25 protein-coding genes and 2 pseudogenes are annotated in these 25021 nt (G+C 59.7%); 17 read left to right on the forward strand and 10 right to left on the reverse strand.

The annotated features are described in order from the left end of the window. Nucleotides 1–7 precede the first annotated feature (7 nt). A complete protein-coding gene (locus C8K63_RS13910; RefSeq protein WP_108217229.1) occupies nt 8–1150 on the reverse strand; it encodes an MFS transporter in 1143 nt (380 codons plus the stop codon). Nucleotides 1151–1337: 187 nt separating this feature from the next. Continuing rightward, nucleotides 1338–2831, reverse strand: a complete 1494-nt coding sequence (locus C8K63_RS13915) for an aldehyde dehydrogenase (RefSeq protein ID WP_108217230.1) — start codon at nt 2829–2831, stop codon at nt 1338–1340. A 235-nt stretch (nt 2832–3066) separates the two neighbouring features. Here C8K63_RS13915 and C8K63_RS13920 point away from each other — a divergent pair, with 235 nt between their 5' ends. Both C8K63_RS13920 and C8K63_RS13925 read left to right on the forward strand, forming a co-directional pair. Continuing rightward, entirely contained in the window at nt 3067–3429 is a 363-nt protein-coding gene (locus C8K63_RS13920) for a cupin domain-containing protein (protein ID WP_108217231.1), read from the forward strand. Between the two features lie 168 nt (nt 3430–3597). Further along, the gene (locus tag C8K63_RS13925; RefSeq protein WP_108217232.1) at nt 3598–3816 is read left to right on the forward strand and encodes a peptidase inhibitor; all 219 of its coding nucleotides are present in this window, start codon (nt 3598–3600) and stop codon (nt 3814–3816) included. 95 nt (nt 3817–3911) lie between these two features. On the opposite strand, the gene rpmG is transcribed toward C8K63_RS13925, so the two are convergent. Together rpmG and rpmB are read right to left on the reverse strand one after the other, a co-directional pair. Continuing rightward, nucleotides 3912–4067 carry a 50S ribosomal protein L33 gene (gene rpmG, locus C8K63_RS13930; protein ID WP_003177274.1) on the reverse strand — a complete coding sequence of 52 codons (156 nt, stop codon included), beginning with the start codon at nt 4065–4067 and terminating at the stop codon, nt 3912–3914. An 11-nt stretch (nt 4068–4078) separates the two neighbouring features. After that, nucleotides 4079–4312 carry a 50S ribosomal protein L28 gene (gene rpmB, locus C8K63_RS13935; RefSeq protein WP_007975166.1) on the reverse strand — a complete coding sequence of 78 codons (234 nt, stop codon included), beginning with the start codon at nt 4310–4312 and terminating at the stop codon, nt 4079–4081. A 446-nt stretch (nt 4313–4758) separates the two neighbouring features. Between rpmB and C8K63_RS13940 the strand changes: the two genes are divergently transcribed. Beyond that, nucleotides 4759–6345 (forward strand): ABC transporter substrate-binding protein, encoded by a 1587-nt coding sequence (locus C8K63_RS13940; RefSeq protein ID WP_108217233.1) that lies wholly within the window; start codon nt 4759–4761, stop codon nt 6343–6345. Nucleotides 6346–6475: 130 nt separating this feature from the next. On the opposite strand, the gene radC is transcribed toward C8K63_RS13940, so the two are convergent. Then, nucleotides 6476–7150 carry a DNA repair protein RadC gene (gene radC / locus C8K63_RS13945; protein WP_108217234.1) on the reverse strand — a complete coding sequence of 225 codons (675 nt, stop codon included), beginning with the start codon at nt 7148–7150 and terminating at the stop codon, nt 6476–6478. 135 nt (nt 7151–7285) lie between these two features. Here radC and coaBC point away from each other — a divergent pair, with 135 nt between their 5' ends. The 4 genes and pseudogenes from coaBC (at nt 7286) to argB (ending at nt 11520) form a co-directional block, all read left to right on the forward strand. After that, complete coding sequence (gene coaBC / locus C8K63_RS13950) at nt 7286–8494, forward strand: bifunctional phosphopantothenoylcysteine decarboxylase/phosphopantothenate--cysteine ligase CoaBC (RefSeq protein WP_102700099.1); 1209 nt, start codon at nt 7286–7288, stop codon at nt 8492–8494. A gap of 5 nt (nt 8495–8499) precedes the next feature. Then, the gene (gene dut, locus C8K63_RS13955) at nt 8500–8955 is read left to right on the forward strand and encodes a dUTP diphosphatase (RefSeq protein WP_007975171.1); all 456 of its coding nucleotides are present in this window, start codon (nt 8500–8502) and stop codon (nt 8953–8955) included. A gap of 265 nt (nt 8956–9220) precedes the next feature. Then, nucleotides 9221–10597: pseudogene (locus C8K63_RS13960) on the forward strand (phosphomannomutase/phosphoglucomutase); the annotation flags it as partial. 17 nt (nt 10598–10614) lie between these two features. Continuing rightward, complete coding sequence (argB, locus tag C8K63_RS13965; protein WP_008047078.1) at nt 10615–11520, forward strand: acetylglutamate kinase; 906 nt, start codon at nt 10615–10617, stop codon at nt 11518–11520. A 180-nt stretch (nt 11521–11700) separates the two neighbouring features. Here argB and pyrE read toward each other — a convergent pair whose 3' ends face one another. Next, complete coding sequence (pyrE, locus tag C8K63_RS13970; RefSeq protein ID WP_108217236.1) at nt 11701–12345, reverse strand: orotate phosphoribosyltransferase; 645 nt, start codon at nt 12343–12345, stop codon at nt 11701–11703. An 82-nt stretch (nt 12346–12427) separates the two neighbouring features. Between pyrE and C8K63_RS13975 the strand changes: the two genes are divergently transcribed. Beyond that, the gene (locus C8K63_RS13975; protein ID WP_003176915.1) at nt 12428–13207 is read left to right on the forward strand and encodes an exodeoxyribonuclease III; all 780 of its coding nucleotides are present in this window, start codon (nt 12428–12430) and stop codon (nt 13205–13207) included. 106 nt (nt 13208–13313) lie between these two features. Here C8K63_RS13975 and gltS read toward each other — a convergent pair. The 3 genes and pseudogenes from gltS to rph form a co-directional block, all read right to left on the reverse strand. After that, nucleotides 13314–14520, reverse strand: a pseudogene (gene gltS, locus C8K63_RS13980) (sodium/glutamate symporter). 383 nt (nt 14521–14903) lie between these two features. Next, nucleotides 14904–15272, reverse strand: a complete 369-nt coding sequence (locus C8K63_RS13985; RefSeq protein ID WP_007996522.1) for a DUF4870 domain-containing protein — start codon at nt 15270–15272, stop codon at nt 14904–14906. Between the two features lie 28 nt (nt 15273–15300). After that, entirely contained in the window at nt 15301–16023 is a 723-nt protein-coding gene (rph, locus tag C8K63_RS13990; protein ID WP_007989575.1) for a ribonuclease PH, read from the reverse strand. 268 nt (nt 16024–16291) lie between these two features. Between rph and C8K63_RS13995 the strand changes: the two genes are divergently transcribed. The 6 genes from C8K63_RS13995 (at nt 16292) to C8K63_RS14020 (ending at nt 21599) form a co-directional block, all read left to right on the forward strand. Beyond that, nucleotides 16292–17155, forward strand: a complete 864-nt coding sequence (locus C8K63_RS13995; RefSeq protein ID WP_108217237.1) for a YicC/YloC family endoribonuclease — start codon at nt 16292–16294, stop codon at nt 17153–17155. Between the two features lie 12 nt (nt 17156–17167). Further along, entirely contained in the window at nt 17168–17788 is a 621-nt protein-coding gene (gene gmk / locus C8K63_RS14000; RefSeq protein WP_007975181.1) for a guanylate kinase, read from the forward strand. Between the two features lie 167 nt (nt 17789–17955). After that, the gene (gene rpoZ / locus C8K63_RS14005; RefSeq protein ID WP_007921129.1) at nt 17956–18219 is read left to right on the forward strand and encodes a DNA-directed RNA polymerase subunit omega; all 264 of its coding nucleotides are present in this window, start codon (nt 17956–17958) and stop codon (nt 18217–18219) included. A gap of 57 nt (nt 18220–18276) precedes the next feature. After that, a complete protein-coding gene (spoT, locus tag C8K63_RS14010) occupies nt 18277–20382 on the forward strand; it encodes a bifunctional GTP diphosphokinase/guanosine-3',5'-bis pyrophosphate 3'-pyrophosphohydrolase (protein WP_108217238.1) in 2106 nt (701 codons plus the stop codon). A gap of 28 nt (nt 20383–20410) precedes the next feature. Beyond that, nucleotides 20411–20791 carry a RidA family protein gene (locus tag C8K63_RS14015; RefSeq protein WP_108217239.1) on the forward strand — a complete coding sequence of 127 codons (381 nt, stop codon included), beginning with the start codon at nt 20411–20413 and terminating at the stop codon, nt 20789–20791. A gap of 67 nt (nt 20792–20858) precedes the next feature. Further along, nucleotides 20859–21599, forward strand: coding sequence for a hypothetical protein (locus C8K63_RS14020; RefSeq protein WP_108217240.1), 741 nt, complete (start codon nt 20859–20861; stop codon nt 21597–21599). Nucleotides 21600–21693: 94 nt separating this feature from the next. On the opposite strand, the gene C8K63_RS14025 is transcribed toward C8K63_RS14020, so the two are convergent. Beyond that, nucleotides 21694–22551 carry an SDR family oxidoreductase gene (locus C8K63_RS14025; RefSeq protein WP_108217241.1) on the reverse strand — a complete coding sequence of 286 codons (858 nt, stop codon included), beginning with the start codon at nt 22549–22551 and terminating at the stop codon, nt 21694–21696. A gap of 188 nt (nt 22552–22739) precedes the next feature. On the opposite strand from C8K63_RS14025, the gene exbB reads away from it, so the two are divergent. From exbB to C8K63_RS14040, 3 genes are read left to right on the forward strand one after another with little or no spacing between them, the layout of a single operon-like run. After that, nucleotides 22740–23684, forward strand: coding sequence for a tonB-system energizer ExbB (exbB, locus tag C8K63_RS14030; RefSeq protein WP_108217258.1), 945 nt, complete (start codon nt 22740–22742; stop codon nt 23682–23684). A gap of 6 nt (nt 23685–23690) precedes the next feature. Further along, nucleotides 23691–24119, forward strand: a complete 429-nt coding sequence (exbD, locus tag C8K63_RS14035; protein WP_108217242.1) for a TonB system transport protein ExbD — start codon at nt 23691–23693, stop codon at nt 24117–24119. Next, entirely contained in the window at nt 24116–24865 is a 750-nt protein-coding gene (locus tag C8K63_RS14040) for an energy transducer TonB (protein WP_108217243.1), read from the forward strand. Before exbD ends, C8K63_RS14040 begins: the two co-directional genes overlap by 4 nt. Nucleotides 24866–25021: the final 156 nt, after the last annotated feature.

A 25021-nucleotide genomic window follows, 5' to 3' on the forward strand; every position in this document is an offset into this window, starting at 1 on the left:
TTTTGAGCTATGCCGGTTGCGCGGTACCAAACGCACCTTGCCGCGACACCACGATCAATACCCCCAAGGCCCCCACCGCCATCAGCAACGGCAACGCATGACCGCTGATCCACTGGCTGCCGGCGCCCGCCAACAGCGGCCCGACCAGACAACCAATCCCCCACAGCTGGGCGATATGGGCGTTAGCCCGCACCAGCGCATCGTCGCGATAACGCTCGCCGATCAGGATCAACGACAAGGTGAATAACCCGCCAGCGCTGGCGCCGAACAACACCCACAGCGGCCAGATCAGCAGCGTGTCGATCAGCATTGGGATCGCCAGACTCGACAGCAGCAAGACGACTGCGCAGCCGGTAAACAACGCCCGGCGTGACAAGCGATCGGCCAACGCACCAATCGGCAATTGCAGCACCGCATCGCCAACCACCACCGTACTGACCATCGCCAGGGCGATCTCCGTGGTGAAGCCCTGGCGCAGGCAATAGACCGGCAACAGCGTCAGAATCATCGCCTCGAACGCGGCGAACAACGACACCGCCCAGGCAATCGCCGGCAGGCCACGGCAGAACTCAAGCAAATCACGCAGGGTCACGCTGCTGGCCTCGCTGCTCGGCGCACCACTGCGCCCCAGCAGCAGAAACGGAGCAGCCATCAGCAAACCGACGCCAACCCAAAAACCATAATCGTGCTCAGTGCCAAGCAAGCCCAGCAACACCGGCCCGGCCAGCTGACTCAGTGCGTAGCTGCTGCCATACAGCGCCACCAGCCGCCCCCGCCATTGCTCGACCACCAGTTGATTGATCCAGCTTTCACCGATGATGAATACGAGGGTCAGGATCACCCCGATCATCAGCCGCAGCACCAACCAGATCGGATAGCTCGGCAACAGCGCCAGCAAACCGATGGAGACCGCCCCGGCCCACAGGCACAGACGCATGAGGTTGGCCGTACCGAATCGCGCCGCCAGATGGCTGGAGATTTTCGCCCCCAACAGGACGCCGATGGCCGGCATCGCCGCCATCACACCAATGGCAAACGAGCCGTAGCCCCAGCTCTCCAGACGAAACGACACCAGCGGCATGCTGACACCCAGGGCCAGGCCGACACTCAAGACAGATGCCAAAACGGCGAAATAAGTCGCCCAACGCATGTTCCACACTCCTGTGGATATTTTTATTTACAACACAAAACACTGTGGGAGCGAGCTTGCTCGCGATAGCGGTACAACATTCAACATTGAAGTCGACTGTTACACCGCTATCGCGAGCAGGCTCGCTCCCACAAGGGATCTGCGTCGTTCGGGAGGCCTGCTGTAAAAACAGGCCTCCCTTAACGGCTTACAACTTGATCCAGGTCGCCTTCAGCTCGGTGTACTTGTCGAAAGCATGCAGGGACTTGTCGCGACCGTTGCCGGACTGCTTGAAGCCACCGAACGGAGCGGTCATGTCGCCGCCATCGTACTGGTTGACCCACACGCTACCGGCACGCAGTGCGCGGGCAGTGAGGTGGGCCTTGGAAATGTCGGCCGTCCAGACCGCAGCGGCCAGGCCGTACGGCGTGTCGTTGGCGATCGCGATGGCTTCTTCGGCGCTGTCGAATGCAATGACCGACAGTACCGGGCCGAAGATTTCTTCCCGGGCGATTTTCATCGCGTTGCTCACACCGTCGAAAATCGTCGGCTCAACGTAAGTGCCGCCGGTTTCCTGGAGCGTACGCTTGCCACCGGCCACCAGCTTGGCGCCGTCGCCATGACCGGACTCGATGTAAGACAGCACGGTGTTCATCTGCTGGGTATCGACCAGCGCGCCAACATTGGTCGCCGGGTCCAGCGGGTTGCCCGGCTTCCAGGTTTTCAGCGCTTCGATCACCAGCGGCAGGAATTTATCCTTGATCGAACGCTCCACCAGCAGGCGCGAACCGGCGGTGCAAACCTCGCCCTGGTTAAAGGCGATGGCACCGGCAGCCGCCTCGGCAGCGTCTTGCAGGTTCGGAGCATCGGCGAACACGATGTTCGGGCTCTTGCCGCCCGCTTCGAGCCAGACGCGCTTCATGTTCGACTCGCCGGAGTAGATCAACAGCTGCTTGGCGATCTTGGTCGAACCGGTGAACACCAGGGTGTCGACGTCGTTGTGCAGGGCCAAGGCCTTGCCGACGGTGTGACCGTAACCCGGCAATACGTTCAGCACGCCTTTCGGGATGCCGGCTTCGACAGCCAGTTCAGCGATGCGAATCGCCGTCAGCGGCGATTTTTCCGACGGCTTGAGGATCACCGAGTTACCGGTGGACAGCGCAGGCCCCAGCTTCCAGCACGCCATCATCAGCGGGAAGTTCCACGGCACGATGGCGCCGACCACGCCAACCGGCTCACGGGTCACCAGGCCCAGTTGATCGTGCGGGGTTGCAGCGACTTCGTCGTAGATCTTGTCGATGGCTTCGCCGCTCCAGCTCAGGGCTTGCGCCGCGCCGGGAACGTCGATGTACAGGGAATCGCTGATTGGCTTGCCCATGTCCAGAGTTTCAAGCAGGGCCAGCTCTTCGGCGTGCTGCTTGAGCAGGCCGGCGAAACGGATCATGGTGGATTTGCGTTTGGTCGGCGCCAGGCGCGACCAGACACCGGAATTGAAGGTGGCGCGGGCGTTTTCCACGGCGCGCTGGGCGTCGGCGGCGTCACAGCTGGCAATCTTGCCCAGCAGACGGCCATCGACCGGGCTGATGCACTCGAAAGTCTCGCCGGAGACGGCGTCGGTGTATTCGCCATTGATATAAGCGCGGCCTTCGATTTTCAGGTCGCGGGCACGTTGCTCCCAGTCGGCACGGGTCAGGGTGGTCATGCGAGTGTCCTCCTCTTATTGATACGACACCCGCGTTCTTCGCGGGCGCTGTCAGGAATTCTGCCCGGCCAGCATGCTTATCGGCCCAAGGCATCCACCACCCTAAACCAGCCACCCATGAAGTTTCAATATATTTGACATAACGCTATTAAACGGCCTTGCGATGTTCATTTTAATAAACATAGACTTTGGGCTGACCAACCACACGCGCCGTAATCACGGAGGGATAACAACAATGAACATCCAGAACGTCGTCGACTTCAGCCAGGCTACCACCGCCGCCGAACGCTACCGTCCGGACCCGACCAAAGTGCTCAAGGGCGACCCGGAGCAAGCGGTTTACAACCACTACAATAGCCCTTGTGGCCAGTTGAACGCCGGTGTGTGGGAAGGTGCCGTCGGCCAGTGGACGGTGAACTTCACCGAACACGAATACTGCGAAATCGTTCAGGGTGTTTCGGTGCTGCGCGACAGCGACGGCAACGCCAAGACCTTGCGTGCCGGTGACCGCTTCGTCATTCCGGCCGGGTTCAAAGGCACCTGGGAAGTGCTGGAGCCATGCCGCAAGATCTACGTGGCGTTTGAACAGAAGGCTTGAACCCACATCGAAACAGTCGCTGACATTTTACCGCTGGCCCGGGACAGCGACTCCGGGTAAGACTTGCTGACAGGTGCCACGCATTTCATCGTCGGGACGGTAACGCACAGGACGTGCGCCCACCCGACAACGCAGGCACCCCAACCAACAATCATGCAAGGAGGCAACATGCCAGTCTTACCCGATCAATGCGATCTCGCCATCGCCCAATACACCATCGGCCGCGAATGCACCCCGGAACTGCTTGAAGAAGTTCGCGCCCTGGCCAATGGCGCGCCAGTGCGAGCCACTGGACCGAAGTACCCTTCGAGCTTGGACCTGCGCCCACAACGCATCAACCTGCATACCAACGCCGACAGAATCATCGTCAGCATCAACTGCGGCTGATCCGTTTCGGCACTGACGAAACAACTTGATTCCCGCGTAACAAAAAAGGCCCGTATCTCGCGATACGGGCCTTTTTTGTAAGAGGGTAAAATCAATTACTTGATTTTGCCTTCTTTGTAGATCACGTGCTTGCGAACAACCGGATCATATTTCTTGATCTCGATTTTGTCCGGGGTAGTACGCTTGTTCTTGTCGGTAGTGTAGAAGTGACCAGTACCGGCGCTCGAAATCAAACGAATCAATTCACGCATGATTAGCTCCCTTAAACCTTGCCATCGCGGCGAAGTTCGGCCAGCACGACAGTGATGCCACGCTTGTCGATGATACGCATGCCTTTGGCAGATACGCGCAGACGCACAAAACGTTTCTCTTCTTCAACCCAGAAGCGGTGATGCTGCAGGTTCGGCAGGAAACGACGACGGGTTTTGTTGTTTGCGTGGGAAATGTTATTCCCAGTCACCGGACCCTTACCGGTAACTTGACATACTCTAGACATGCCTCAGCCCTCTAAAACCACATGCCCAACCCGGCATGGGTTGGCCGCTTAATCTCTCAGTCATTTGGCGCCAGGCGCCGCGTTTCTTTAGAGGTCTTACCGGCTACACCTACAGTGAAGGAACCGGGCCCCTAGAAAAGAGCGCTGCTTTATACCAGAAAGACTGGAGAGCAACAACATTCAGTGTGCGTAGAATTCACAAAAACCCCGTTTTCCTGGCTCCGAGCGCCTTGGATAAAGGCTATCGTCGATGGCGACCGCTCGTCGCAGAGAGTCGTTCATCGAGCCAACCTGGAGTTTTGCTCAACCGCTGCACAGCAAAATCTGGTGCCTATAGTCCCCTTAAAATGAAAAAGGGGATAGTCATTTACAAAAGAGCCCACTAGGGTAAGCCTTTTCCAGACTGCACTTGCAGATGGGCCTTCGATCTGTAAAGGAAGCCGACCATGCGCCTCGCTGCCCTACCGCTATTGCTCGCCCCGCTTCTGCTGAGCCCACAGGCCTTTGCCGCCGCCCTGAGCGTCTGCACCGAGGCCAGCCCTGAAGGGTTCGACGTGGTGCAGTACAACTCGCTGACCACCACCAACGCCTCGGCCGATGTGCTGATGAACCGCCTGGTGGACTTCGACACAGCCAGTGGCAAAGTGGTCGCCAGCCTCGCCGACAGCTGGGAAGTCAGCACCGACGGCCTGACCTACGTCTTCAAGTTGCACCCGCAGGTGAAATTCCATCGAACGGAGTACTTCACCCCAACGCGTGACCTGAGCGCCGAAGACGTGATTTTCAGCTTCGACCGCATGCTCGATCCGGCCAATGAGTGGCACAAAGTCGCCCAGAGCGGCTTCCCGCATGCGCAATCGATGCAGTTGCCTGCACTGATCAAGAAGATCGACGCCCTCGATCCGCAGACCGTGCGCTTCACCCTCGACCACCCGGATTCGACCTTCCTGGCGACCCTGAGCATGGGCTTCGCCTCGATCTATTCGGCCGAATACGCCGACAAACTGATGAAGGCAGGTACACCGGAGAAGCTCAACAGCCAACCGATCGGCACGGGGCCGTTCGTATTCACGCGCTTCCAGAAGGACGCCTCGGTTCGCTACAAAGCCAACCCCGAATACTTCGGCGGCAAGCCCTCTGTAGATCCGCTTATCTTCGCCATCACGCCGGATGCCAACGTGCGCCTGCAGAAATTGCGCCGTAACGAATGCCAGATCGCCCTGTCGCCCAAGCCTCTGGACGTACAGGAAGCGCTGAAAGAGCCGACCCTGAAAGTCGAAAAGACTGACGCGTTCATGACCGCATTCGTCGGCATCAACAGCCAGCACCCGCCGCTGGACAAGCCAGAGGTGCGTCAGGCTATCAACCTTGCCTTCGACAAGGCCAGCTATGTCAAAGCCGTGTTCGAGGACACTGCCGAGGCGGCCAACGGTCCGTACCCGCCCAACACCTGGAGCTACGCGAAAAACCTGCCGGGCTACCCTCACGACATCGAAAAGGCCAAAGTATTGATGGCCAAGGCCGGGCTCAAGGAAGGCTTCCAGACCACCATCTGGACCCGCCCTTCCGGCAGCCTGCTCAACCCCAACCCGAGCCTAGGTGCACAACTGCTGCAGTCCGATCTGGCCGAAATAGGCATTCAGGCAGAAATACGCGTGATCGAATGGGGCGAGTTGATCCGCCGCGCCAAGGCCGGTGAACACGACTTGCTGTTCATGGGGTGGGCTGGCGACAACGGTGACCCGGACAACTTCCTCACGCCGCAGTTTTCCTGCGCTGCGGTCAAATCCGGGACCAACTTCGCCCGTTACTGCAACCAGGATCTGGACAAGCTGATCAGCGCCGGCAAGACCACTGGCGAGCAAGGTGTGCGTAGCAAACTCTACGAACAGGCGCAGGCGCAGATCCAGCAACAGGCGTTGTGGCTGCCCCTGGCCCACCCGACTGCTTTCGCGCTGACGCGCAAGGATGTCGAGGGGTACTCGGTCAGCCCGTTTGGGCGGCAGGACTACTCCAAGGTCAACATCAAGTAATCCGCTATACACAAAACCCTGTAGGAGCGAGCTTGCTCGCGATAAACCCGAGAACGCTGCAGGGTGCCTGACTACCCGCGTTATCGTTCACGACCATCGCGAGCAAGCTCGCTCCTACAGGGGCCATGCACTACATCCACCCATACTCCGCCATCGACAACGGATCGCCGTCGCCGATGATGAAATGGTCAAGCACCCGCACGTCAATCAGCTCCAGCGCCTTTTGCAGGCGCTTGGTCAGCACCCGGTCGGACTGACTGGGGTCGGTGTTACCCGAAGGATGGTTGTGGCAGAGGATCAATGCCGCTGCGTTGTTGGCCAAGGCGCGTTTGACCACCTCTCGCGGATGAACACTGGTGTTGTCGATGGAGCCGCGAAACAACGTCTCAAACGTCAGCACCTGATGCTTGGAGTCGAGAAACAGGCAACCGAACACCTCGTGTGGCTCGTGGCGCAACATCGATTTCAGGTACTCGCGAACCGCATGCGGATTCTCCAGTGCCGATTTTTGGCGCGCACGCTCGGCCAGATGGCGCCTGCTCATTTCTTGCGAAGCCTGCAACTGTGCAAATTTCGCCGGCCCAAGCCCCAACTGCTTGCTGAACGTTTCCTGATCGGCCTCAAGCAGCAATCGCAGGCTGCCAAACTGATTCAACAGGTGTCGCGCCAAATCCACTGCACTTTTACCCACCACGCCCGTGCGTAAAAAGATCGCCAGCAGTTCGGCATCCGAAAGGCTTCCCGCGCCCTGTTCAAGCAACCTCTCCCGCGGCCGTTCCGCCGCCGGCCAATCGCGAATACTCATAGCACCTCCCTGTCTGTGGGCACCGCTGTTCCGTAGCGGTCGCTGTGATATCGTAGCCCATCTTTTTTGCGGGCGAATTCACCCTGGGGAGGGGGTTTCGCCACGTATGTCACCAACGAATTGAAAGGCAGGCCTATGCAGCGGCTGTATCGGAAACGCATTGTTCTGGGCGTCGGCGGCGGCATCGCTGCCTACAAGAGCGCCGACCTGGTTCGCCGCCTGATCGATCAGGGCGCCGAAGTGCGCGTGGTCATGACCCGTGGCGGCGCAGAGTTCATCACCCCGCTGACCATGCAGGCCCTGTCCGGGCACCCGGTCCACCTGGACCTGCTGGACCCGGCGGCCGAAGCGGCCATGGGCCACATCGAACTGGCCAAATGGGCCGACCTGGTACTGATCGCCCCCGCCACGGCAGACCTGATTGCCCGTCTGGCCCAAGGCATTGCCGACGACCTGCTGACCACGCTGGTGCTGGCCACCGACGCGGTGGTCGCCGTTGCGCCAGCAATGAACCAGGCGATGTGGCGCGATCCGGCGACCCAGGCCAACCTGCAAACCCTCGAAAGTCGCGACATCAAGGTCTTTGGTCCGGCCTCCGGCAGCCAGGCCTGCGGCGACGTGGGCCTGGGGCGCATGCTCGAAGCCCTTGAACTGGCCCAGTGCGCCGCCGACTGCTTCCAGCGTCAGGCCCTGACCGGTAAACACGTATTGATCACCGCCGGCCCGACCCAGGAAAACATCGACCCGGTGCGCTACATCACCAACCACAGCTCCGGGAAAATGGGCTTTGCCCTGGCCGAAGCTGCCGTGGAGGCCGGCGCCCGCGTAACCCTGATTACCGGCCCGGTGCACCTGCCGACACCGGATCGCGTCACCCGCATCGACGTGGTCAGCGCCCGCGACATGCTCGCTGCCTGCGAAGCCGCGATCCCTTGCGACCTGTTCATCGCCTCGGCAGCCGTTGCGGACTACCGCCCGGAAGTCGTCGCCCCACAGAAACTCAAGAAAGATCCTACGAACGGCGACGGCTTGTTGCTACAGATGGTGCGCAACCCGGACATCCTGGCCACCATCGCCACCCGCCCCGACCGCCCGTTCAGTGTCGGTTTCGCCGCCGAGACCGAACACCTGCTCGATTACGCTGCACGCAAGTTGAAAGACAAGAACCTCGATTTGATCGTCGCCAACGACGTCGCCAACCCGAGCATTGGCTTCAACAGCGAAGAAAACGCCTGCAGCGTCATCGACCGCGAGCTACACGCCACACTCTTCGCCCAGACCAGCAAGAGCAAGATTGCTCGCCAGCTGATCACTTTTATAGCCGAACGTCTGAACCAGGTTTAATTTACATGCACGCTTTGCAAGCCAAGATCCTCGACCCCCGCATCGGTACCGAATTCCCGCTGCCGCAATACGCTACACCGGGCTCCGCCGGCCTCGACCTGCGCGCCATGCTGGAACAGGACACCGTGATCAAGCCGGGTGAAACCGTGCTGATCCCCACGGGCCTGTCGGTCTATATCGGCGACCCGAACCTGGCGGCGCTGATTCTGCCGCGCTCGGGGATGGGCCATAAGCACGGCATCGTGCTGGGCAATCTGGTCGGCCTGATCGACTCCGACTACCAAGGCCCATTGATGGTTTCCTGCTGGAACCGTGGCCAGACCGAATTCACCATGCCGGTTGGCGAGCGCCTGGCACAGTTGGTGCTGGTGCCAGTGGTGCAGGCTCACTTCGAAATGGTTGAAGAGTTTGTTGAAACCGAGCGCGGCACTGGCGGTTTCGGCCATACCGGTACCCGCTGATCCGGACACGCTCTTTTGTGGTGGGGGAACAGACTCCCTCGCCACAAAATTCAAATTGTCATCTGCAAGGTTTAGCACCGAAAATCAAGGCATTGCCTGGTCAAACCCGTGCCGTCAGGGGCGTCATGGCCCTTTCATACCACGAACTCTCTGTGGAAAACGCCGTCATACCCTTCAGTTTGAACCTGCCACCGAATGAATCGGCGGCCTGTCCAGCCACTTTCGAGATGGAGCATTTCCACAGATGAACACCCCGGCCAAAGTCGCACCCAAATTCCCTGACAGCATCTTCCGCGCCTACGACATTCGCGGCACCGTTCCGGAATTCCTGAACGCCGAAACCGCTTACTGGATCGGCCGTGCCGTCGGCTCCCAAAGCCTGGCCCAGGGCGAGCCAAACGTATCCGTCGGTCGCGATGGCCGCTTGTCCGGCCCGGAACTGGTCGCGCAACTGATCAAAGGCATCGCCGACAGCGGCTGCCACGTCAGTGATGTCGGCCTGGTCCCGACTCCGGCGCTCTACTACGCCGCCAACGTACTGGCCGGAAAATCCGGCGTGATGCTCACCGGCAGCCACAACCCGTCGAACTACAACGGCTTCAAGATCGTCATTGCCGGCGACACACTGGCCAACGAACAGATCCAGGCCCTGCACGACCGCCTCAAGACCAACAACCTGAGCAGCGGCCAGGGCAGCATCACCCAGGTCGAGATCCTCGACCGCTACACCACCGAAATCGTCCAGGACATCAAGCTGGCCCGTCGCCTGAAAGTGGTTGTCGACTGCGGCAACGGCGCGGCCGGCGTGATCGCCCCGCAGCTAATCGAAGCGCTGAACTGCGAAGTCATCCCGCTGTTCTGCGAAGTGGACGGCAACTTCCCGAACCACCACCCGGACCCGGGCAAGCCTGAAAACCTCGTGGACCTGATCGCCAAGGTCAAGGAAACCAACGCTGACATCGGCCTGGCCTTCGACGGCGATGGCGACCGCGTCGGCGTGGTGACCAACACCGGCAGCATCGTCTACCCGGACCGTCTGTTGATGCTGTTTGCCCGCGACGTTGTAGCGCGTAACCCGGGCGCCGAAATCATCTTCGACGTCAAATGCACCCGTCGCCTGATTCCGCTGATCAAGGAATACGGTGGCCGTTCGTTAATGTGGAAGACCGGTCACTCGTTGATCAAAAAGAAAATGAAACAATCCGGCGCCCTGTTGGCTGGCGAAATGAGCGGGCACATCTTTTTCAAGGAGCGCTGGTTCGGTTTCGACGACGGCATCTACAGCGCCGCACGCTTGCTGGAGATCCTCAGCAAGGAAAAATCCTCGGCCGAAGAGTTGTTCGCGACCTTCCCCAACGATATTTCTACGCCGGAAATCAATATCCATGTGACCGAAGAGAGCAAATTCAGCATCATTGATGCATTGCACGATGCGCAGTGGGGCGAAGGCGCTGACCTGACCACCATTGACGGCGTGCGAGTCGACTATGCCAAAGGCTGGGGCCTGGTACGCGCATCCAACACCACACCGGTGCTGGTGCTGCGTTTCGAGGCCGATGACGAGGCTGAACTGCAACGTATCAAGGATGTGTTCCACATCCAGCTCAAGCGCGTTGCACCTGATCTCCAACTACCGTTCTGATTCACCCGGAGCCCTGAATGACCCTCGAACGCGAAGCCGCCGCCAACACCGCCAAGGTCCTGTCCGAAGCGTTGCCTTACATCCGCCGTTATGTCGGCAAGACACTGGTGATCAAATACGGCGGCAACGCGATGGAAAGCGAGGAGCTGAAAACCGGCTTCGCCCGCGACATCGTGCTGATGAAGGCCGTGGGCATCAACCCGGTGGTGGTTCACGGTGGCGGCCCGCAAATCGGTGACCTGCTCAAGCGCCTGTCGATCGAGAGCCATTTCGTCGACGGCATGCGCGTCACCGACGCCGCGACCATGGACGTGGTGGAAATGGTCCTCGGCGGCCAGGTCAACAAGGACATCGTCAACCTGATCAACCGTCATGGCGGCAGCGCCATCGGCCTGACCGGTAAAGACGCCGAGCTGATTCGCGCGAAGAAGCTCACTGTTACCCGTCAGACGCCGGAGATGACCACCCCGGAAATCATCGACATTGGCCACGTGGGCGAAGTGGTCGGGATCAACACCGACCTGCTGAACCTGCTGGTCAAGGGCGATTTCATCCCGGTGATCGCGCCAATCGGTGTCGGTGCCAACGGCGAGTCGTACAACATCAACGCTGACCTGGTGGCCGGTAAAGTCGCCGAAGCGTTGAAAGCCGAGAAGCTGATGCTGCTGACCAACATCGCCGGCCTGATGGACAAGTCGGGCACGGTCCTGACCGGCCTGACAACCCAGCAAGTCGACGACCTGATCGCCGACGGCACCATCTACGGCGGCATGCTGCCGAAGATCCGTTGCGCACTGGAAGCGGTCCAGGGCGGCGTGGGCAGCTCGCTGATCATCGACGGACGCGTGCCGAACGCGATCCTGCTGGAAATCTTCACCGATACCGGCGTGGGCACCCTGATCAGCAATCGCAAGCGTCCTTAAGCGATAGCGCAAACAAGAAGACCCCGCTCGGCCTGGCTGAGCGGGGTCTTTTTTTGCCGGCAGATCCCTGTAGGAGCGAGCTCGCTCGCGAAAAACGTCAACAATAACGCGGGGTGCCTGACGAAAAGCGTCGCCCTGGCGTCCATCGCGAGCAAGCTCGCTCCTACAAGTGCTTTGCGGTCAGACGCCGAACTGGGCGCGGTACGCTTCCACGGCCGGCAGATGCTGCTTGAGCTGCGGGTCATCCGCCAGGAATTCCAGCACCTGGTTCAGCGAAACGATGCTGATCACCGGGATGCCGAAGTCACGCTCGACCTCCTGGATCGCCGACAACTCGCCATTGCCACGCTCCTGACGGTTCAGGGCGATCAGTACGCCAGCGGCCTTGGCGCCATCCTGGGAGGCGATGATCTGCATCACCTCACGGATCGCGGTGCCAGCGGTGATTACGTCGTCGATGATCAGCACATCGCCGGTCAACGGTGCGCCGACCAGGCTGCCGCCTTCGCCATGGGCCTTGGCTTCCTTGCGGTTGAAGCACCATGGCAGGTCACGGTTGTGATGCTCGGCCAGTGCCACGGCGGTGGTCGCGGCCAACGGGATGCCTTTGTAGGCCGGTCCAAACAGCACGTCGAACGCAATGCCACTCTCGGCAATGGCAGCGGCATAGAAACGACCGAGCTGCGCCAGGGCCTGCCCTGAGTTGAACAGGCCCGCATTGAAGAAGTATGGACTGGTGCGCCCGGACTTCAGGGTGAACTCACCGAAGCGCAAAACGCCGCGATCGATGGCAAAACGGATGAAATCGCGCTGATACGCTTGCATGAAAAAAACCCCAAATACCACGGATTTAGCTAATTAGCTTGACGCCGTGTATCATACACGCACGCGATTTTTGGGGCCATTTATGCGGATCATCAGTGTGAACGTCAATGGTATTCAGGCTGCAGTCGAGCGTGGTTTGCTCAGTTGGCTGCAAGCACAGAATGCCGACGTCATCTGCCTGCAGGACACCCGTGCCTCCGCCTTTGAACTGGATGACCCAGCCTTCCAACTGGATGGCTACTTCCTTTATGCCTGCGATGCTGAAGTCCCTGCCCAAGGCGGCGTGGCTTTGTATTCGCGGTTGCAACCGAAGGCTGTCATCAGCGGTCTCGGTTTCGAGACGGCCGACCGCTACGGGCGCTACCTGCAAGCAGATTTCGACAAGGTCAGCATCGCGACCTTGCTGCTCCCTTCGGGGCAGAACGGCGATGAAGACTTGAACCAGAAGTTCAAGCTAATGGACGACTTCGCCCGTTATCTGGATAAACAGCGACGCAAACGTCGCGAGTACATTTATTGTGGCTCGCTGTACGTGGCGCAACAGAAGCTGGATATCAAGAACTGGCGCGACAGCCAGCAATCTCCGGGCTTCCTGGCACCTGAACGTGCCTGGATGGACGAGATTGTCGGCAACATGGGTTATGTCGACGCCCTGCGCGAAGTCAGCCGTGAAGGCGACCAGTACAGCTGGTGGCCGGATAACGAACAGGCGGAGATGCTCAACCTCGGTTGGCGCTTCGACTATCAGCTACTGACCCCGGGCCTGCGCCGCTTCGTGCGCAGCGCACGCCTGCCACGCCAGCCGCGGTTCTCGCAACACGCGCCACTGATCGTGGACTACGACTGGACGCTGACGATCTAAGTGATTCTTCACTGAGCAGTCTGACAGACAGTCGAAAAAATGCCCGTATCGCAAGATACGGGCATTTTTTATGCGCTCCATCCAAGAGCGCCCAGTGATCTGACTCTCAAGCCGCGGCGAAAAACGGCAGTGCAAGGTACAACTTGATCACGATCACATTAATGATGTCGATGAAGAAAGCACCCACCATCGGCACCACCAGGAACGCTATCTGCGAAGGTCCGTAGCGCTGTGTCACCGCTTGCATGTTAGCGATGGCCGTTGGCGTGGCTCCCAGTCCAAAACCGCAGTGCCCTGCCGCCAGTACTGCGGCATCGTAGTTACTGCCCATCATCCTGAACGTCACAAAAATCGCGAACAGTGCCATGACCAGCGTTTGTACAGCCAGGATGATGAAGATCGGCAATGCCAGTGAAGCCAGATCCCACAATTTGAGTGACATCAGAGCGATCGCCAGAAACAGCGACAAGCTGACGTTCCCCAGCACTGAGACTTCACGCTCAAACACCTGATACACGCCAAGCGCCGAAAGCCCGTTTCGTAAAACCACGCCCACGAACAACACGCAAACGAATGTCGGCAACTCAAATGCGGTTCCTTGAAGCCACCCATTCAGGAGTGAGCCCGTCAGCAGGCTGACAGCGATCAAAGCCAGTGTCTCGACAAGCGAAAATGACGTGATTGAGCGCTCTTTGTTCGGCTGCTCAAAACCCTTGGGCAGCCGTGGCTTTTCCTGCTCGAGGCCGGGCACTTGGACACGGCTGATGAGCAGGCGGGCAACAGGCCCACCAATCAAACCGCCCAGCACCAGGCCAAACGTCGCGGAGGCCATGGCCAGTTCAGAGGCAGACGCCAGACCGAACTTCTCGCTGAACGTCGCCCCCCCACGCAGCACCTGTACCGTGGCCGCCTGCCAAGGTAATCGAGCCTGTCAGCAAGCCCATCAAGGGGTCGAGCCCCAGCGCCGTTGCAAGCCCGATGCCCATCGCATTCTGGATCACCAGAAGTCCGACAACCGCCAGCAAAAATCCCCCCACGACGCGCCCACCCTTCTTCAGACTGGCGAAGTCTGCACTCAAGCCGATGGTGGCAAAAAACGCCAACATCAAGGGAGTTTGCAGCGAGGTATCAAATCGGATTTCAAAATCGAGGGTTCTCAAAGCCAGAAGACCCAAGGCAACCACCAAGCCGCCTGCTACAGGCTCCGGGATATTATAAGTACGTAAAAAACCGATACGTGAGACAAGAGCGCGCCCCAGCAAAAGTACTAAAGAGGCGGCGACAAGCGTTCCATAAAAATCGAGCTGAAGCATTTGGGATATTCTTGCTTTTACATTCAGGGGCGAACTTTTTACCTGGACACGCCTCTTGAACAGGTTGATCCATCTCAACACTGACTAGTATTGGATTCAGAGGCCGTCAATGGTCCGAATATATCGAAATATTTCTTTATAAATATTACTTGCGGCAACTTTATCAATCGCCAAGTCTCATTGCCAAGCATACAAGCTGCACTGAGCCTTGCAGTTTGTGACTAAACGTGTAAGAAATTTTATTTGCACGAATGAATTTCGTTTGAATAGCGAGCGACCAAGTACGCAACATTAGAGATTAATCTGATTGCAAAAAAACAAATGCCCCGACATGTCGGGGCATTTGTATTGAACTGCGCTTAAAACAGCATCAGCGTCCTGGCTTACTTGATCAACCGCCAGGTGAACGGATACCGATAAGGCTGCCCTTCATTGGCCTTCACCCCGGCAATGATCGTCAGCACCAGCGCACCGATCGCGATCAGGCCAAACAGGAAGAACCCGATAATCACCACCATCAGCAAGAAGCAAATGGCCGAGGCAATGGCGACGGAGATCTGAAAGTTCAGCGCTTCCTTGCCCTGGGCATCGATGAACGGGTCCATCTCGCGCTTCATCTGCCAGAGAATCAGCGGGCCGATGATCGTGCCAAACGGAATCCAGATCCCCAGCAAGGCGGACAAGTGGCAAAACATGGCCCACTGACGCACCTCTTGGCTCGGCGTGGGCAGTGGCAGTTGCTCGTCACTCATGGCGTCCTCCTTGCCTGGAGCAGTCCGGTCAGTCGGCCAATGCGGCCTTTTGCAGTTCGAAGATCTCGTTCATGCCTTTCTTCGCCAACTCGAGCATGGCGTTCAACTCTTCAGGCTGGAACGGCGCGCCTTCGGCAGTGCCCTGGACTTCGATGAAACCACCAGCGCTGGTCATCACAACGTTCAGGTCCGTCTCGGCGGCCGAGTCTTCCAGGTAGTCGAGGTCAAGCACAGGCTCCCCCTTGTACATGCCCACGGAAACAGCAGCGATCATCTGCTTGACCGGGTCACCACCCTTCAGACCGCCACGCTTCTTGATGACTTTCAAGGCATCGATCAGCGCAACCATGGAGCCGGTGATCGAAGCCGTGCGGGTGCCGCCATCGGCCTGGATCACATCGCAGTCGACGTACAGGGTGACGTCGCCCAGCTTGGACATGTCCAGTGCAGCGCGCAGGGAGCGACCGATCAGACGCTGGATTTCCAGGGTGCGACCGCCTTGCTTGCCACGGCTGGCTTCACGCTGGTTACGCTCGCCGGTAGCGCGCGGCAGCATGCCGTACTCGGCTGTCAACCAACCCTGGCCCTGGCCTTTCAGGAAACGCGGTACGCCCGGTTCAACGCTGACGGTGCAGATGACCTTGGTATCACCGAACTCGACCAGCACAGAACCCTCGGCGTGTTTGGTGTAGTTGCGGGTGATGCGGATCGAGCGGAGCTGATCGGCAGCGCGACCACTTGGACGTATCATAGGGAGTACCTGTACTGGGGACGGAAAACTGCGGAGCATTATAGAGCCGCCGGCCGCCACTGGGCACGTCTAAAAAATTCCGCCGACGACCGAGGGCTCTGCACCGCACGTCGGCGAAGGCCTGCCGCTCTTTGTCACACCGTGTGTTTGGGCGCATCCGCGTCACTGCGCTACAATCCTGCGCCTTTGCTGCCAGTCGGCTTTAATTCATTGATATCGGATTCCCGGAACCTCGGTTCGGTGCCGATCTGCATTGCGAGGTACCGCCATGGTGCACAGCATGACCGCCTTCGCCCGCGTCGAAAACGCCGGCGTCCAGGGCACCCTGAGCTGGGAGCTGCGGTCGGTCAACAGCCGCTACCTGGAACCCCACCTGCGCCTGCCGGAGTCCTTTCGCGACCTCGAGGGCGCTGTTCGTGAAGCCCTGCGCCAGGGTATATCGCGGGGCAAGCTCGAATGCACCCTGCGCTTCACCGAAGAAAACACCGGCAAAGCGCTGCAAATTGATCAGGAGCGTGCCACGCAACTGGTCGCCGCCGCCGAGACCATCGCCAGCCTGATCAAGAACCCGGCCGCGCTGAACCCGCTGGAAGTCCTGGCCTGGCCCGGCGTACTGGTAGGCGACGCCATCGACCCGCAAGCCTTGAACGCCGAAGCGCTGGCACTGTTCAATCAGGGCCTCAAGGAACTCAAGGCCGGCCGCGAGCGCGAAGGCGCGGAGTTGGCGCGGCTGATCAACGAGCGGCTGACCTCCATCGAAGACGACGTGGTGACTTTGCGCGAACTGGTCCCGCAAATGCTCGCCACCCAACGCCAGAAAGTCCTCGACCGCTTCGCCGACATGAAGGCCGAGATGGACCCGCAGCGCCTGGAGCAGGAAATGGTCATGCTCGCGCAAAAAAGCGACGTCGCCGAAGAACTGGATCGCCTGAGCACCCACATCATCGAAGTTCGCCGGGTGCTCAAATCCGGCGGCGCTGCCGGTCGGCGCCTGGACTTCCTGATGCAGGAACTCAACCGCGAAGCCAACACACTGGGCTCCAAAGCCTTCGACCCGCGCAGCACCCAGGCTGCGGTCAACCTCAAGGTGTTGATCGAGCAAATGCGCGAACAAGTGCAGAATATTGAGTAAGGCTACCCCGACATGACACACAGCACCGGCACCCTGTACATCATTTCCGCCCCTTCGGGCGCGGGCAAGAGCAGTCTGGTCAAAGCCCTGACCGACGCCGATCCGGAGATCCGCGTCTCGGTTTCCCACACCACCCGCGCCATGCGCCCCGGTGAAGTGAATGGCGTGAACTATCACTTCGTCGACCGCAGCGAGTTCGTGAAGATGATCGAGCACGGGGATTTCCTCGAGCGCGCCGAAGTGTTCGGCAACCTCTACGGCACCTCGCAAAGCCACCTGCAGCAGACCCTGGACGAAGGTCACGACCTGATCCTGGAAATCGACTGGCAAGGTGCCGAGCAAGTGCGCAAGCTGATGCCTCAGGCCCGCTCGATCTTCATTTTGCCGCCGTCATTGCAGGCCCTGCACCAGCGCCTGACCAATCGCGGCCAGGACAGTGACGAGATCATTGACGGCCGGATGCGCGAAGCCGTCAGCGAAATGAGCCACTATGTCGACTACGACTACCTGATCATCAACGACGATTTCGCCCACGCGCTGCACGATCTGAAGGCGATTTTCCGCGCCAATCAGCTGATTCAGAAGCGTCAGCAGCAGCGTCACGGCAAATTGCTGGCTGAATTGCTCGGTTAATCAGCTCTTCCCAAAACCGCTGCAAGGGCTTTACATTGGTACTTGCAGCGCGTTGAAGGGCTTGGTCAAAAAATCAGCGCTTCCCTAATCGCTGGTGATTTTTTAAACTGTTGAGTCCGCTCGCCCATCCGGGCAGCGCGCATATTGCATTTGCTACGAGGAAGACCATGGCCCGCGTAACCGTTGAAGACTGCCTAGAACACGTGGATAACCGCTTTGAGCTGGTCATGCTCTCTACCAAGCGTGCCCGTCAACTGGCCACCGGCGGCAAAGAGCCGAAAGTAGCATGGGAAAATGACAAGCCTACCGTCGTCGCCCTGCGCGAAATCGCTGAAGGCCTGATCGACTACGCAGCTATCGCTGAAGCCGAAATTGTTGAAGATGAACCGCTTTTTGCTGCATTCGAGGACGAGTCCAACGAGGCCGTCTAAGCCTATGCCTGGTCGACGTAGCACGGCGCGGGATCACAGCTTGCGGCAGGAGATATCATGCCGAGCATAGACGCCCTCGCCGATCGCTTATCGACCTACCTCGGCAACGACCAGGTCAACCTGGTCCGCCGAGCGTATTTCTACGCCGAACAAGCCCACGACGGCCAACGCCGCCGTAGCGGCGAGGCGTACGTCACGCACCCGCTCGCGGTTGCGAATATTCTTGCCGACATGCACATGGACCATCAGAGCCTGATGGCTGCAATGCTGCATGACGTGATCGAAGACACCGGTATTGCCAAGGAAGCGCTGCAAGCGCAGTTCGGCGAAACCGTGGCCGAACTGGTCGACGGGGTCAGCAAACTGACCCAGATGAATTTCGAGACCAAGGCGGAAGCCCAGGCTGAAAACTTCCAGAAAATGGCCATGGCCATGGCCCGCGACATTCGCGTGATCCTGGTCAAGCTGGCCGACCGCCTGCACAACATGCGCACCCTGGAAGTGTTGTCCGGCGAAAAACGCCGACGCATCGCCAAGGAAACCCTGGAAATCTATGCGCCCATCGCCAACCGGCTGGGCATGCACGCCATCCGCATAGAGTTCGAAGACCTCGGCTTCAAGGCCATGCACCCGATGCGTTCCGCGCGGATCAACCAGGCGGTCAAACGCGCCCGGGGCAACCGCAAGGAAATCGTCAACAAGATCGAGGAGTCCTTGAGCCACTGCCTGGCCATTGATGGCATCCAGGGCGAGGTCAGCGGCCGGCAGAAACACCTCTACGGCATCTACAAGAAAATGCGCGGCAAGCGTCGGGCCTTCAACGAGATCATGGACGTCTACGCGTTCCGGATCATCGTCGACAAGGTCGATACCTGCTACCGCGTGCTGGGCGCTGTACATAATTTGTACAAGCCTCTGCCGGGACGCTTCAAGGATTACATCGCGATCCCCAAAGCCAACGGCTATCAGTCGCTGCACACCACGCTTTTCGGCATGCACGGCGTACCGATCGAGATCCAGATCCGCACCCGCGAAATGGAAGAGATGGCCAACAACGGCATTGCTGCCCATTGGCTGTACAAATCCAGCGGCGACGAGCAGCCCAAAGGCACCCATGCCCGCGCCCGCCAGTGGGTCAAAGGCGTTCTGGAAATGCAGCAACGCGCCGGCAACTCGCTGGAATTCATTGAAAGCGTGAAGATCGACCTGTTCCCGGACGAGGTCTACGTGTTCACGCCCAAAGGCCGGATCATGGAGCTGCCCAAGGGCTCCACGGCAGTCGACTTCGCTTACGCGGTGCACACTGACGTCGGCAACAGCTGTATTGCCTGCCGAATCAATCGTCGCCTCGCGCCGCTGTCCGAACCGCTGCAAAGCGGCTCCACGGTCGAGATTGTCAGCGCTCCCGGCGCCCGCCCGAACCCGGCCTGGCTTAACTTCGTGGTCACCGGCAAGGCGCGCACGCACATCCGCCACGCACTGAAACTGCAACGCCGCTCCGAATCCATCAGCCTCGGCGAACGCCTGCTGAACAAGGTCCTCAACGGTTTCGACAGCGCGCTGGAGAAAATCCCGGCCGAACGCGTCAAGGCCATGCTGGTCGAGTACCGTCTCGAACTGATCGAAGATTTGCTCGAAGACATCGGTCTGGGCAATCGCATGGCCTATGTGGTGGCCCGCCGACTGCTGGGCGAAGGCGAACATTTGCCAAGTCCGGAAGGCCCGCTGGCGATTCGCGGCACCGAAGGCCTGGTGCTCAGCTACGCCAAGTGCTGCACGCCGATCCCGGGCGACCCGATTGTCGGCCACCTGTCCGCCGGCAAAGGCATGGTCGTGCACCTGGATAATTGCCGCAACATCAGCGAAATCCGGCACAACCCGGAAAAATGCATCCAGCTCTCGTGGGCCAAGGATGTCACCGGCGAATTCAACGTCGAGCTGCGCGTCGAGCTGGAGCACCAGCGCGGCCTGATCGCCCTGCTGGCCAGCAGCGTCAACGCAGCCGACGGCAATATCGAGAAAATCAGCATGGACGAACGCGATGGTCGCATCAGCGTGGTCCAGTTGGTGGTCAGCGTGCACGACCGCGTGCACCTGGCCCGCGTGATCAAGAAACTGCGCGCCTTGTCCGGGGTGACTCGCATCACCCGCATGCGTGCATAGCTCGCCAACACATTACAAGGAGTCATACATGACCAAGACTGTTATCACCAGCGACAAGGCCCCGGCCGCCATCGGTACTTACTCCCAGGCGATCAAGGCTGGCAACACCGTTTACATGTCGGGTCAGATTCCTCTGGACCCAAAAACCATGGAACTGGTTGAAGGCTTCGAAGCCCAGACCGTCCAGGTGTTCGAGAACCTCAAGGCCGTGGCGCAAGCCGCTGGCGGTTCGTTCAAGGACATCGTCAAGCTGAACATCTTCCTCACCGACCTGAGCCACTTCGCCAAGGTCAACGAGATCATGGGCAAGTACTTCGACCAGCCTTACCCTGCCCGCGCCGCCATCGGTGTAGCAGCCCTGCCAAAGGGTTCGCAGGTTGAAATGGATGCCATCCTGGTCATCGAGTAATGCGTGCGGCGCAGCCCAAGGCTGCGCCGACTGCTCTGCTGTAAAGAAAGCTTGAAAGGATTCCACCATGCGCAACGCGCTTGCTCTCTCGCTGCTCGCCCTGTTCCTGGGCGGATGTGCCAGCAACCCTGCCGATCGTGATGTCAGCGGCACCTGGATCAACCAGGTGGCGATCGATGCTGCAGCCAAAGGTGTCCCCCTGCGTGAAGCGCTCCAGGCCTATGGCCCGAATCTGGAATGGGACATCAACACCAAGGCCAGTCAGGCCCGCTACACCAACGGCTTTGAAAACGTCGAAGGCAAACTGCTGGGTGAAGAGTCCGGTGCCTGGAAAGTCGACTTTTATGGCAGTTCGGCCAGTGAGCTGACGCGTGACGGCAAGCAACTGAGCCAGTCTGCCAGCGACAACGAGCCCGAACAGGTCTTCGACCGCGCCCAGATCCCGGTGCCGGAGGGCGCTCCGATCGGCGCCAGTTTCGAGCGTGCACTGTATTCAGCCTACATGGGCGGCGGCTGGACAATCGTCAGCGGTCCCGGCGAAGGCAGCACCGTGCAATTCCAGGCCGATGGCCAGGTGACCGGCCTGCCAGGCAGCGACCGCTATGCGTTGTGCCTGGCCGGCGATTGCGCATCCATGAGCGGCGGCAACGACAATATGTGGCTGCAACAAAATGGCCAGGGCAACGCCTGGATCTTTGCGCGCAAGGGCAAAGAGCTGGAGATTTTCCAGACCGTGAACACGGCGCAGGCGGATGAAATGCCCTCGTTCACCCCGGGTGAGCGCAAGTGGCTGCTGGAAAAGCAATAAATCCCTGAAAAGATCGCAGCCTTCGGCAGCTCCTACAGGTGTACATGTAACTTTGCAGGAGCTGCCGAAGGCTGCGATTTTTTGCCATTAGCAGCTAACAGCGCCCTTCAATGATCGCCGCATACCCCTCGCGAAAACTCGGGTACTTCGGCGACCAGCCCAAGGCTTTAGCCCGCGCATTACTGCACCGTTTGCTGCCAGTGCGTCGCACGCTGTCGTCATCAGCCCATTCGGTCACACCCAGATACTCGCGCAACCAGCCCACCACATCCGCCAGCGCTGCCGGTGCGTCATCGACGCCGATGTAGATATCATCCAGCGCCACACCACGTCGATCCGCCTCAAGCAGGCACGCCATCAACCCCGCGGCATCGTCCGCATGAATCCGGTTGGCGTACAACGGTGGTTCGACCGCCACGCGATAACCTCGGCGCACCTGCGTCAGCAGCCATTCACGGCCGGGGCCGTAAATGCCGGTCAAGCGCACGATACTGGCCGGAATGCCGCTTTTAAGGGCAAGTTGCTCGGCTTCGAGCATCACACGTCCGGAATAACCTGCCGCCACGGCTGGCGAAGTCTCGTCGACCCACTCGCCCTCCTGTTGCCCGTAAACACTGCTACTGGAAACAAACAACAGGCGATTGGGCATCTGCCCGTAGTCGTTCAGCCACTCCAGCACATGCTCCAGGCCCTGGACATACGCAGCGCGGTAACCGGCTTCGTCGTGATCGGTGGCCGCCGCGCAATACACCAGGTAATCCACGGCACCGATTGGCCAAGTGGCTGGGCATTCTTTGTTGAACAGGTCACCGGCAACACCGATGACGCCCTTGGGCAGGCGTGAAACGTCGCGTCGCAGGCCGTGAACCTCCCACCCAGCCGTCAGCAGTTGTGTGGCCAGGCGGCTGCCGACATCACCACAGCCGGCGATCAAAACAGTAGGCGCAGACATCAGAAAACTCCCATCGCAAAGCCACAGACTAGCGCCGGCAATAGACAGGCGGCTAGCAATGCAGGAAAAAAAGAGACGCTATTACTTCTGTTAACAAGAATTACTTGCAATAATGCACCCCACTTTTGTTCTCGGCCTTTCGAGGCCTGGAAGAACATCACCCGTTTTTTCTCTCAGGTCCGGCCAGCATGACACGCAATCAATTCCCCGCTTCGCCAACCAAACGACCTCGCGCCTGGAGCGCGGTGGCCGCCCTGCTCCTCAGCCTGATGCTCGCACCAGTCACCGCTTTCGCCGATGCCCAGGTATCCGTTACTCCGGCCGCCGCTACAGCACCTGCACAGGCCGCGACCGATCCTGCCCAGGCAGCACCGGCAGAAACCTTGGGTGAAGACGTTCCTGAAGTCCTCGAAGCCGACAACACCCTGGGCATGGCCCATGACCTGTCGCCGTGGGGCATGTACAAGAATGCCGACATCATCGTGAAAATCGTGATGATCGGCCTGGCCATTGCCTCGATCATCACCTGGACCATCTGGATCGCCAAGGGCCTTGAGTTGATGGGCGCCAAACGTCGGCTGCGCGGTGAAATCGCCCAACTGAAAAAATCCGCCTCCCTCAAGGAAGCCAGCGCCACTGCGGCGAAGGAAGGCACCCTGGCCAACCTGCTGGTGCATGACGCCCTCGAAGAGATGCGCCTGTCGGTCAACAGCCGCGAGAAAGAAGGCATCAAGGAACGCGTCAGCTTCCGCCTTGAGCGCCTGGTTGCGGCCTGCGGTCGCAACATGAGCAGCGGTACCGGCGTACTGGCGACCATCGGCTCGACTGCGCCGTTCGTCGGCCTGTTCGGCACCGTGTGGGGCATCATGAACAGCTTCATCGGGATTGCCAAAACCCAGACCACCAACCTCGCCGTCGTCGCGCCAGGCATCGCCGAAGCCCTGCTGGCTACCGCGCTGGGCCTGGTTGCAGCGATCCCTGCAGTCGTGATCTACAACGTCTTTGCCCGCTCCATTGCCGGCTACAAGGCCCAGGTGTCCGACGCCTCGGCACAGGTCCTGCTGCTGGTCAGCCGTGACCTCGACCACCAGCCTGAGCGCAGCTCGCAACCGCACATGGTGAAAGTGGGGTAATCGGCCATGGGCCTGCATTTGAAGGAAGGGGCAGACGACGATCTGTCCGAAAACCACGAAATCAATGTCACGCCGTTCATCGACGTGATGCTGGTGCTGTTGATCATCTTCATGGTGGCGGCCCCTCTGGCCACCGTGGACATCAAGGTCGACCTGCCCGCCTCGACCGCCAAGCCGGCGCCGCGGCCAGAGAAACCGGTGTTCCTCAGCGTCAAGGCTGACCAGCGCCTGTTCCTCGGCGAAGATGAAGTGAAGGCCGAAGCACTCGGCGCCACGCTCGACGCCAAAACCCAGGGCAAGAAAGACACGACAATCTTCTTCCAGGCCGACAAAGGCGTGGATTACGGCGACCTGATGAGCGTGATGGATAACCTGCGCTCTGCCGGCTACCTGAAGGTGGGTCTTGTCGGTCTCGAGTCGGCAGCCAAAAAATGATCACGACGCGCCATAAGCTGACGCGTTACAGCGGTAGCCTGGCCGTGGTGCTGGGTGTTCACGCGCTGGCCATCGCGCTGGCGCTGAACTGGTCCGCTCGTCCGCCTATCGAATTGCCCCCTCAGGCAATGATGGTCGAGCTGGCACCGGTTCCTGCCCCGCCACCGCCTGCTCCGCCGAAGGTCGTCACCCCGCCGCAGCCACCAGCTCCGGTTGAAGAACTGCCGATACCCAAGCTCGCCGAAGCGCCGAAAGCTGAAATTGCCGTGCCCAAGCCCGTCAAGCCAAAGCCCAAGCCGCAGCCGCCCAAGCCGATAGAGAAGAAACCTGAGCCGCCGAAGGAAAAACCGGCGGAAGAGAAACCGGCCGAATCGCAACAGACTCAGGCGCCAACGGTGAAGTCCGCCCAACCTGCGCCCGGCCCTTCGCCGGCTCAACTGGCGGCCAAGGCCAGTTGGCAAGGCACCTTGCTGGCGCACCTGCAGAAGTACAAGAAGTACCCGGCCAGTGCACAGGCGCGGGGCAAGGAAGGCATGAACCGTCTGCGTTTTGTCGTGGATGCCGAAGGCAATGTGTTGTCGTTTGAGCTGATAGGCGCCTCGGGCACTGCCGATCTGGACCGGGCCACCCTGGAGATGATCCGCCGCGCTCAACCGCTGCCCAAGCCACCGGCCGACATGCTGACCAATGGCTCCATCGAAATCGTTGCACCGTTTGTTTATTCGCTGGAAAAGCGTCGGCGGTAAAAAGCAGCAGATCAAAAGATCGCAGCCTGCGGCAGCTCCTACACGGGTTAATGTGATCCCTGTAGGAGGGGCCGCCTCGTCTTCGACGCCGCGCTGTCGCGCAGCAAACTGAGGGAGCTAGAGTTGAAGAGCGTGCGCGGGGCAGAGACCGTCATT

The organism is Pseudomonas sp. GV085 (genome assembly GCF_003050925.1).
Lineage (GTDB): Bacteria > Pseudomonadota > Gammaproteobacteria > Pseudomonadales > Pseudomonadaceae > Aquipseudomonas.

What these genes read in the sequence shown, in the direction of transcription:
- pyrE (WP_108217236.1), bottom strand. Translation starts at nt 12,345, where the DNA reads ATGCAAGCGTATCAGCGCGATTTCATCCGTTTTGCCATCGATCGCGGC.
- coaBC (WP_102700099.1), top strand. Translation starts at nt 7,286, where the DNA reads ATGCAGCGGCTGTATCGGAAACGCATTGTTCTGGGCGTCGGCGGCGGC.
- C8K63_RS13995 (WP_108217237.1), top strand. Translation starts at nt 16,292, where the DNA reads ATGGTGCACAGCATGACCGCCTTCGCCCGCGTCGAAAACGCCGGCGTC.
- dut (WP_007975171.1), top strand. Translation starts at nt 8,500, where the DNA reads ATGCACGCTTTGCAAGCCAAGATCCTCGACCCCCGCATCGGTACCGAA.
- C8K63_RS13925 (WP_108217232.1), top strand. Translation starts at nt 3,598, where the DNA reads ATGCCAGTCTTACCCGATCAATGCGATCTCGCCATCGCCCAATACACC.
- C8K63_RS14020 (WP_108217240.1), top strand. Translation starts at nt 20,859, where the DNA reads ATGCGCAACGCGCTTGCTCTCTCGCTGCTCGCCCTGTTCCTGGGCGGA.
- C8K63_RS13940 (WP_108217233.1), top strand. Translation starts at nt 4,759, where the DNA reads ATGCGCCTCGCTGCCCTACCGCTATTGCTCGCCCCGCTTCTGCTGAGC.
- C8K63_RS13975 (WP_003176915.1), top strand. Translation starts at nt 12,428, where the DNA reads ATGCGGATCATCAGTGTGAACGTCAATGGTATTCAGGCTGCAGTCGAG.
- C8K63_RS13920 (WP_108217231.1), top strand. Translation starts at nt 3,067, where the DNA reads ATGAACATCCAGAACGTCGTCGACTTCAGCCAGGCTACCACCGCCGCC.
- rpmG (WP_003177274.1), bottom strand. Translation starts at nt 4,067, where the DNA reads ATGCGTGAATTGATTCGTTTGATTTCGAGCGCCGGTACTGGTCACTTC.
- spoT (WP_108217238.1), top strand. Translation starts at nt 18,277, where the DNA reads ATGCCGAGCATAGACGCCCTCGCCGATCGCTTATCGACCTACCTCGGC.
- C8K63_RS14040 (WP_108217243.1), top strand. Translation starts at nt 24,116, where the DNA reads ATGATCACGACGCGCCATAAGCTGACGCGTTACAGCGGTAGCCTGGCC.
- radC (WP_108217234.1), bottom strand. Translation starts at nt 7,150, where the DNA reads ATGAGTATTCGCGATTGGCCGGCGGCGGAACGGCCGCGGGAGAGGTTG.
- gmk (WP_007975181.1), top strand. Translation starts at nt 17,168, where the DNA reads ATGACACACAGCACCGGCACCCTGTACATCATTTCCGCCCCTTCGGGC.
- C8K63_RS13985 (WP_007996522.1), bottom strand. Translation starts at nt 15,272, where the DNA reads ATGAGTGACGAGCAACTGCCACTGCCCACGCCGAGCCAAGAGGTGCGT.
- rpoZ (WP_007921129.1), top strand. Translation starts at nt 17,956, where the DNA reads ATGGCCCGCGTAACCGTTGAAGACTGCCTAGAACACGTGGATAACCGC.
- argB (WP_008047078.1), top strand. Translation starts at nt 10,615, where the DNA reads ATGACCCTCGAACGCGAAGCCGCCGCCAACACCGCCAAGGTCCTGTCC.
- exbB (WP_108217258.1), top strand. Translation starts at nt 22,740, where the DNA reads ATGACACGCAATCAATTCCCCGCTTCGCCAACCAAACGACCTCGCGCC.
- C8K63_RS13910 (WP_108217229.1), bottom strand. Translation starts at nt 1,150, where the DNA reads ATGCGTTGGGCGACTTATTTCGCCGTTTTGGCATCTGTCTTGAGTGTC.
- C8K63_RS14015 (WP_108217239.1), top strand. Translation starts at nt 20,411, where the DNA reads ATGACCAAGACTGTTATCACCAGCGACAAGGCCCCGGCCGCCATCGGT.
- rph (WP_007989575.1), bottom strand. Translation starts at nt 16,023, where the DNA reads ATGATACGTCCAAGTGGTCGCGCTGCCGATCAGCTCCGCTCGATCCGC.
- rpmB (WP_007975166.1), bottom strand. Translation starts at nt 4,312, where the DNA reads ATGTCTAGAGTATGTCAAGTTACCGGTAAGGGTCCGGTGACTGGGAAT.
- C8K63_RS14025 (WP_108217241.1), bottom strand. Translation starts at nt 22,551, where the DNA reads ATGTCTGCGCCTACTGTTTTGATCGCCGGCTGTGGTGATGTCGGCAGC.
- C8K63_RS13915 (WP_108217230.1), bottom strand. Translation starts at nt 2,831, where the DNA reads ATGACCACCCTGACCCGTGCCGACTGGGAGCAACGTGCCCGCGACCTG.
- exbD (WP_108217242.1), top strand. Translation starts at nt 23,691, where the DNA reads ATGGGCCTGCATTTGAAGGAAGGGGCAGACGACGATCTGTCCGAAAAC.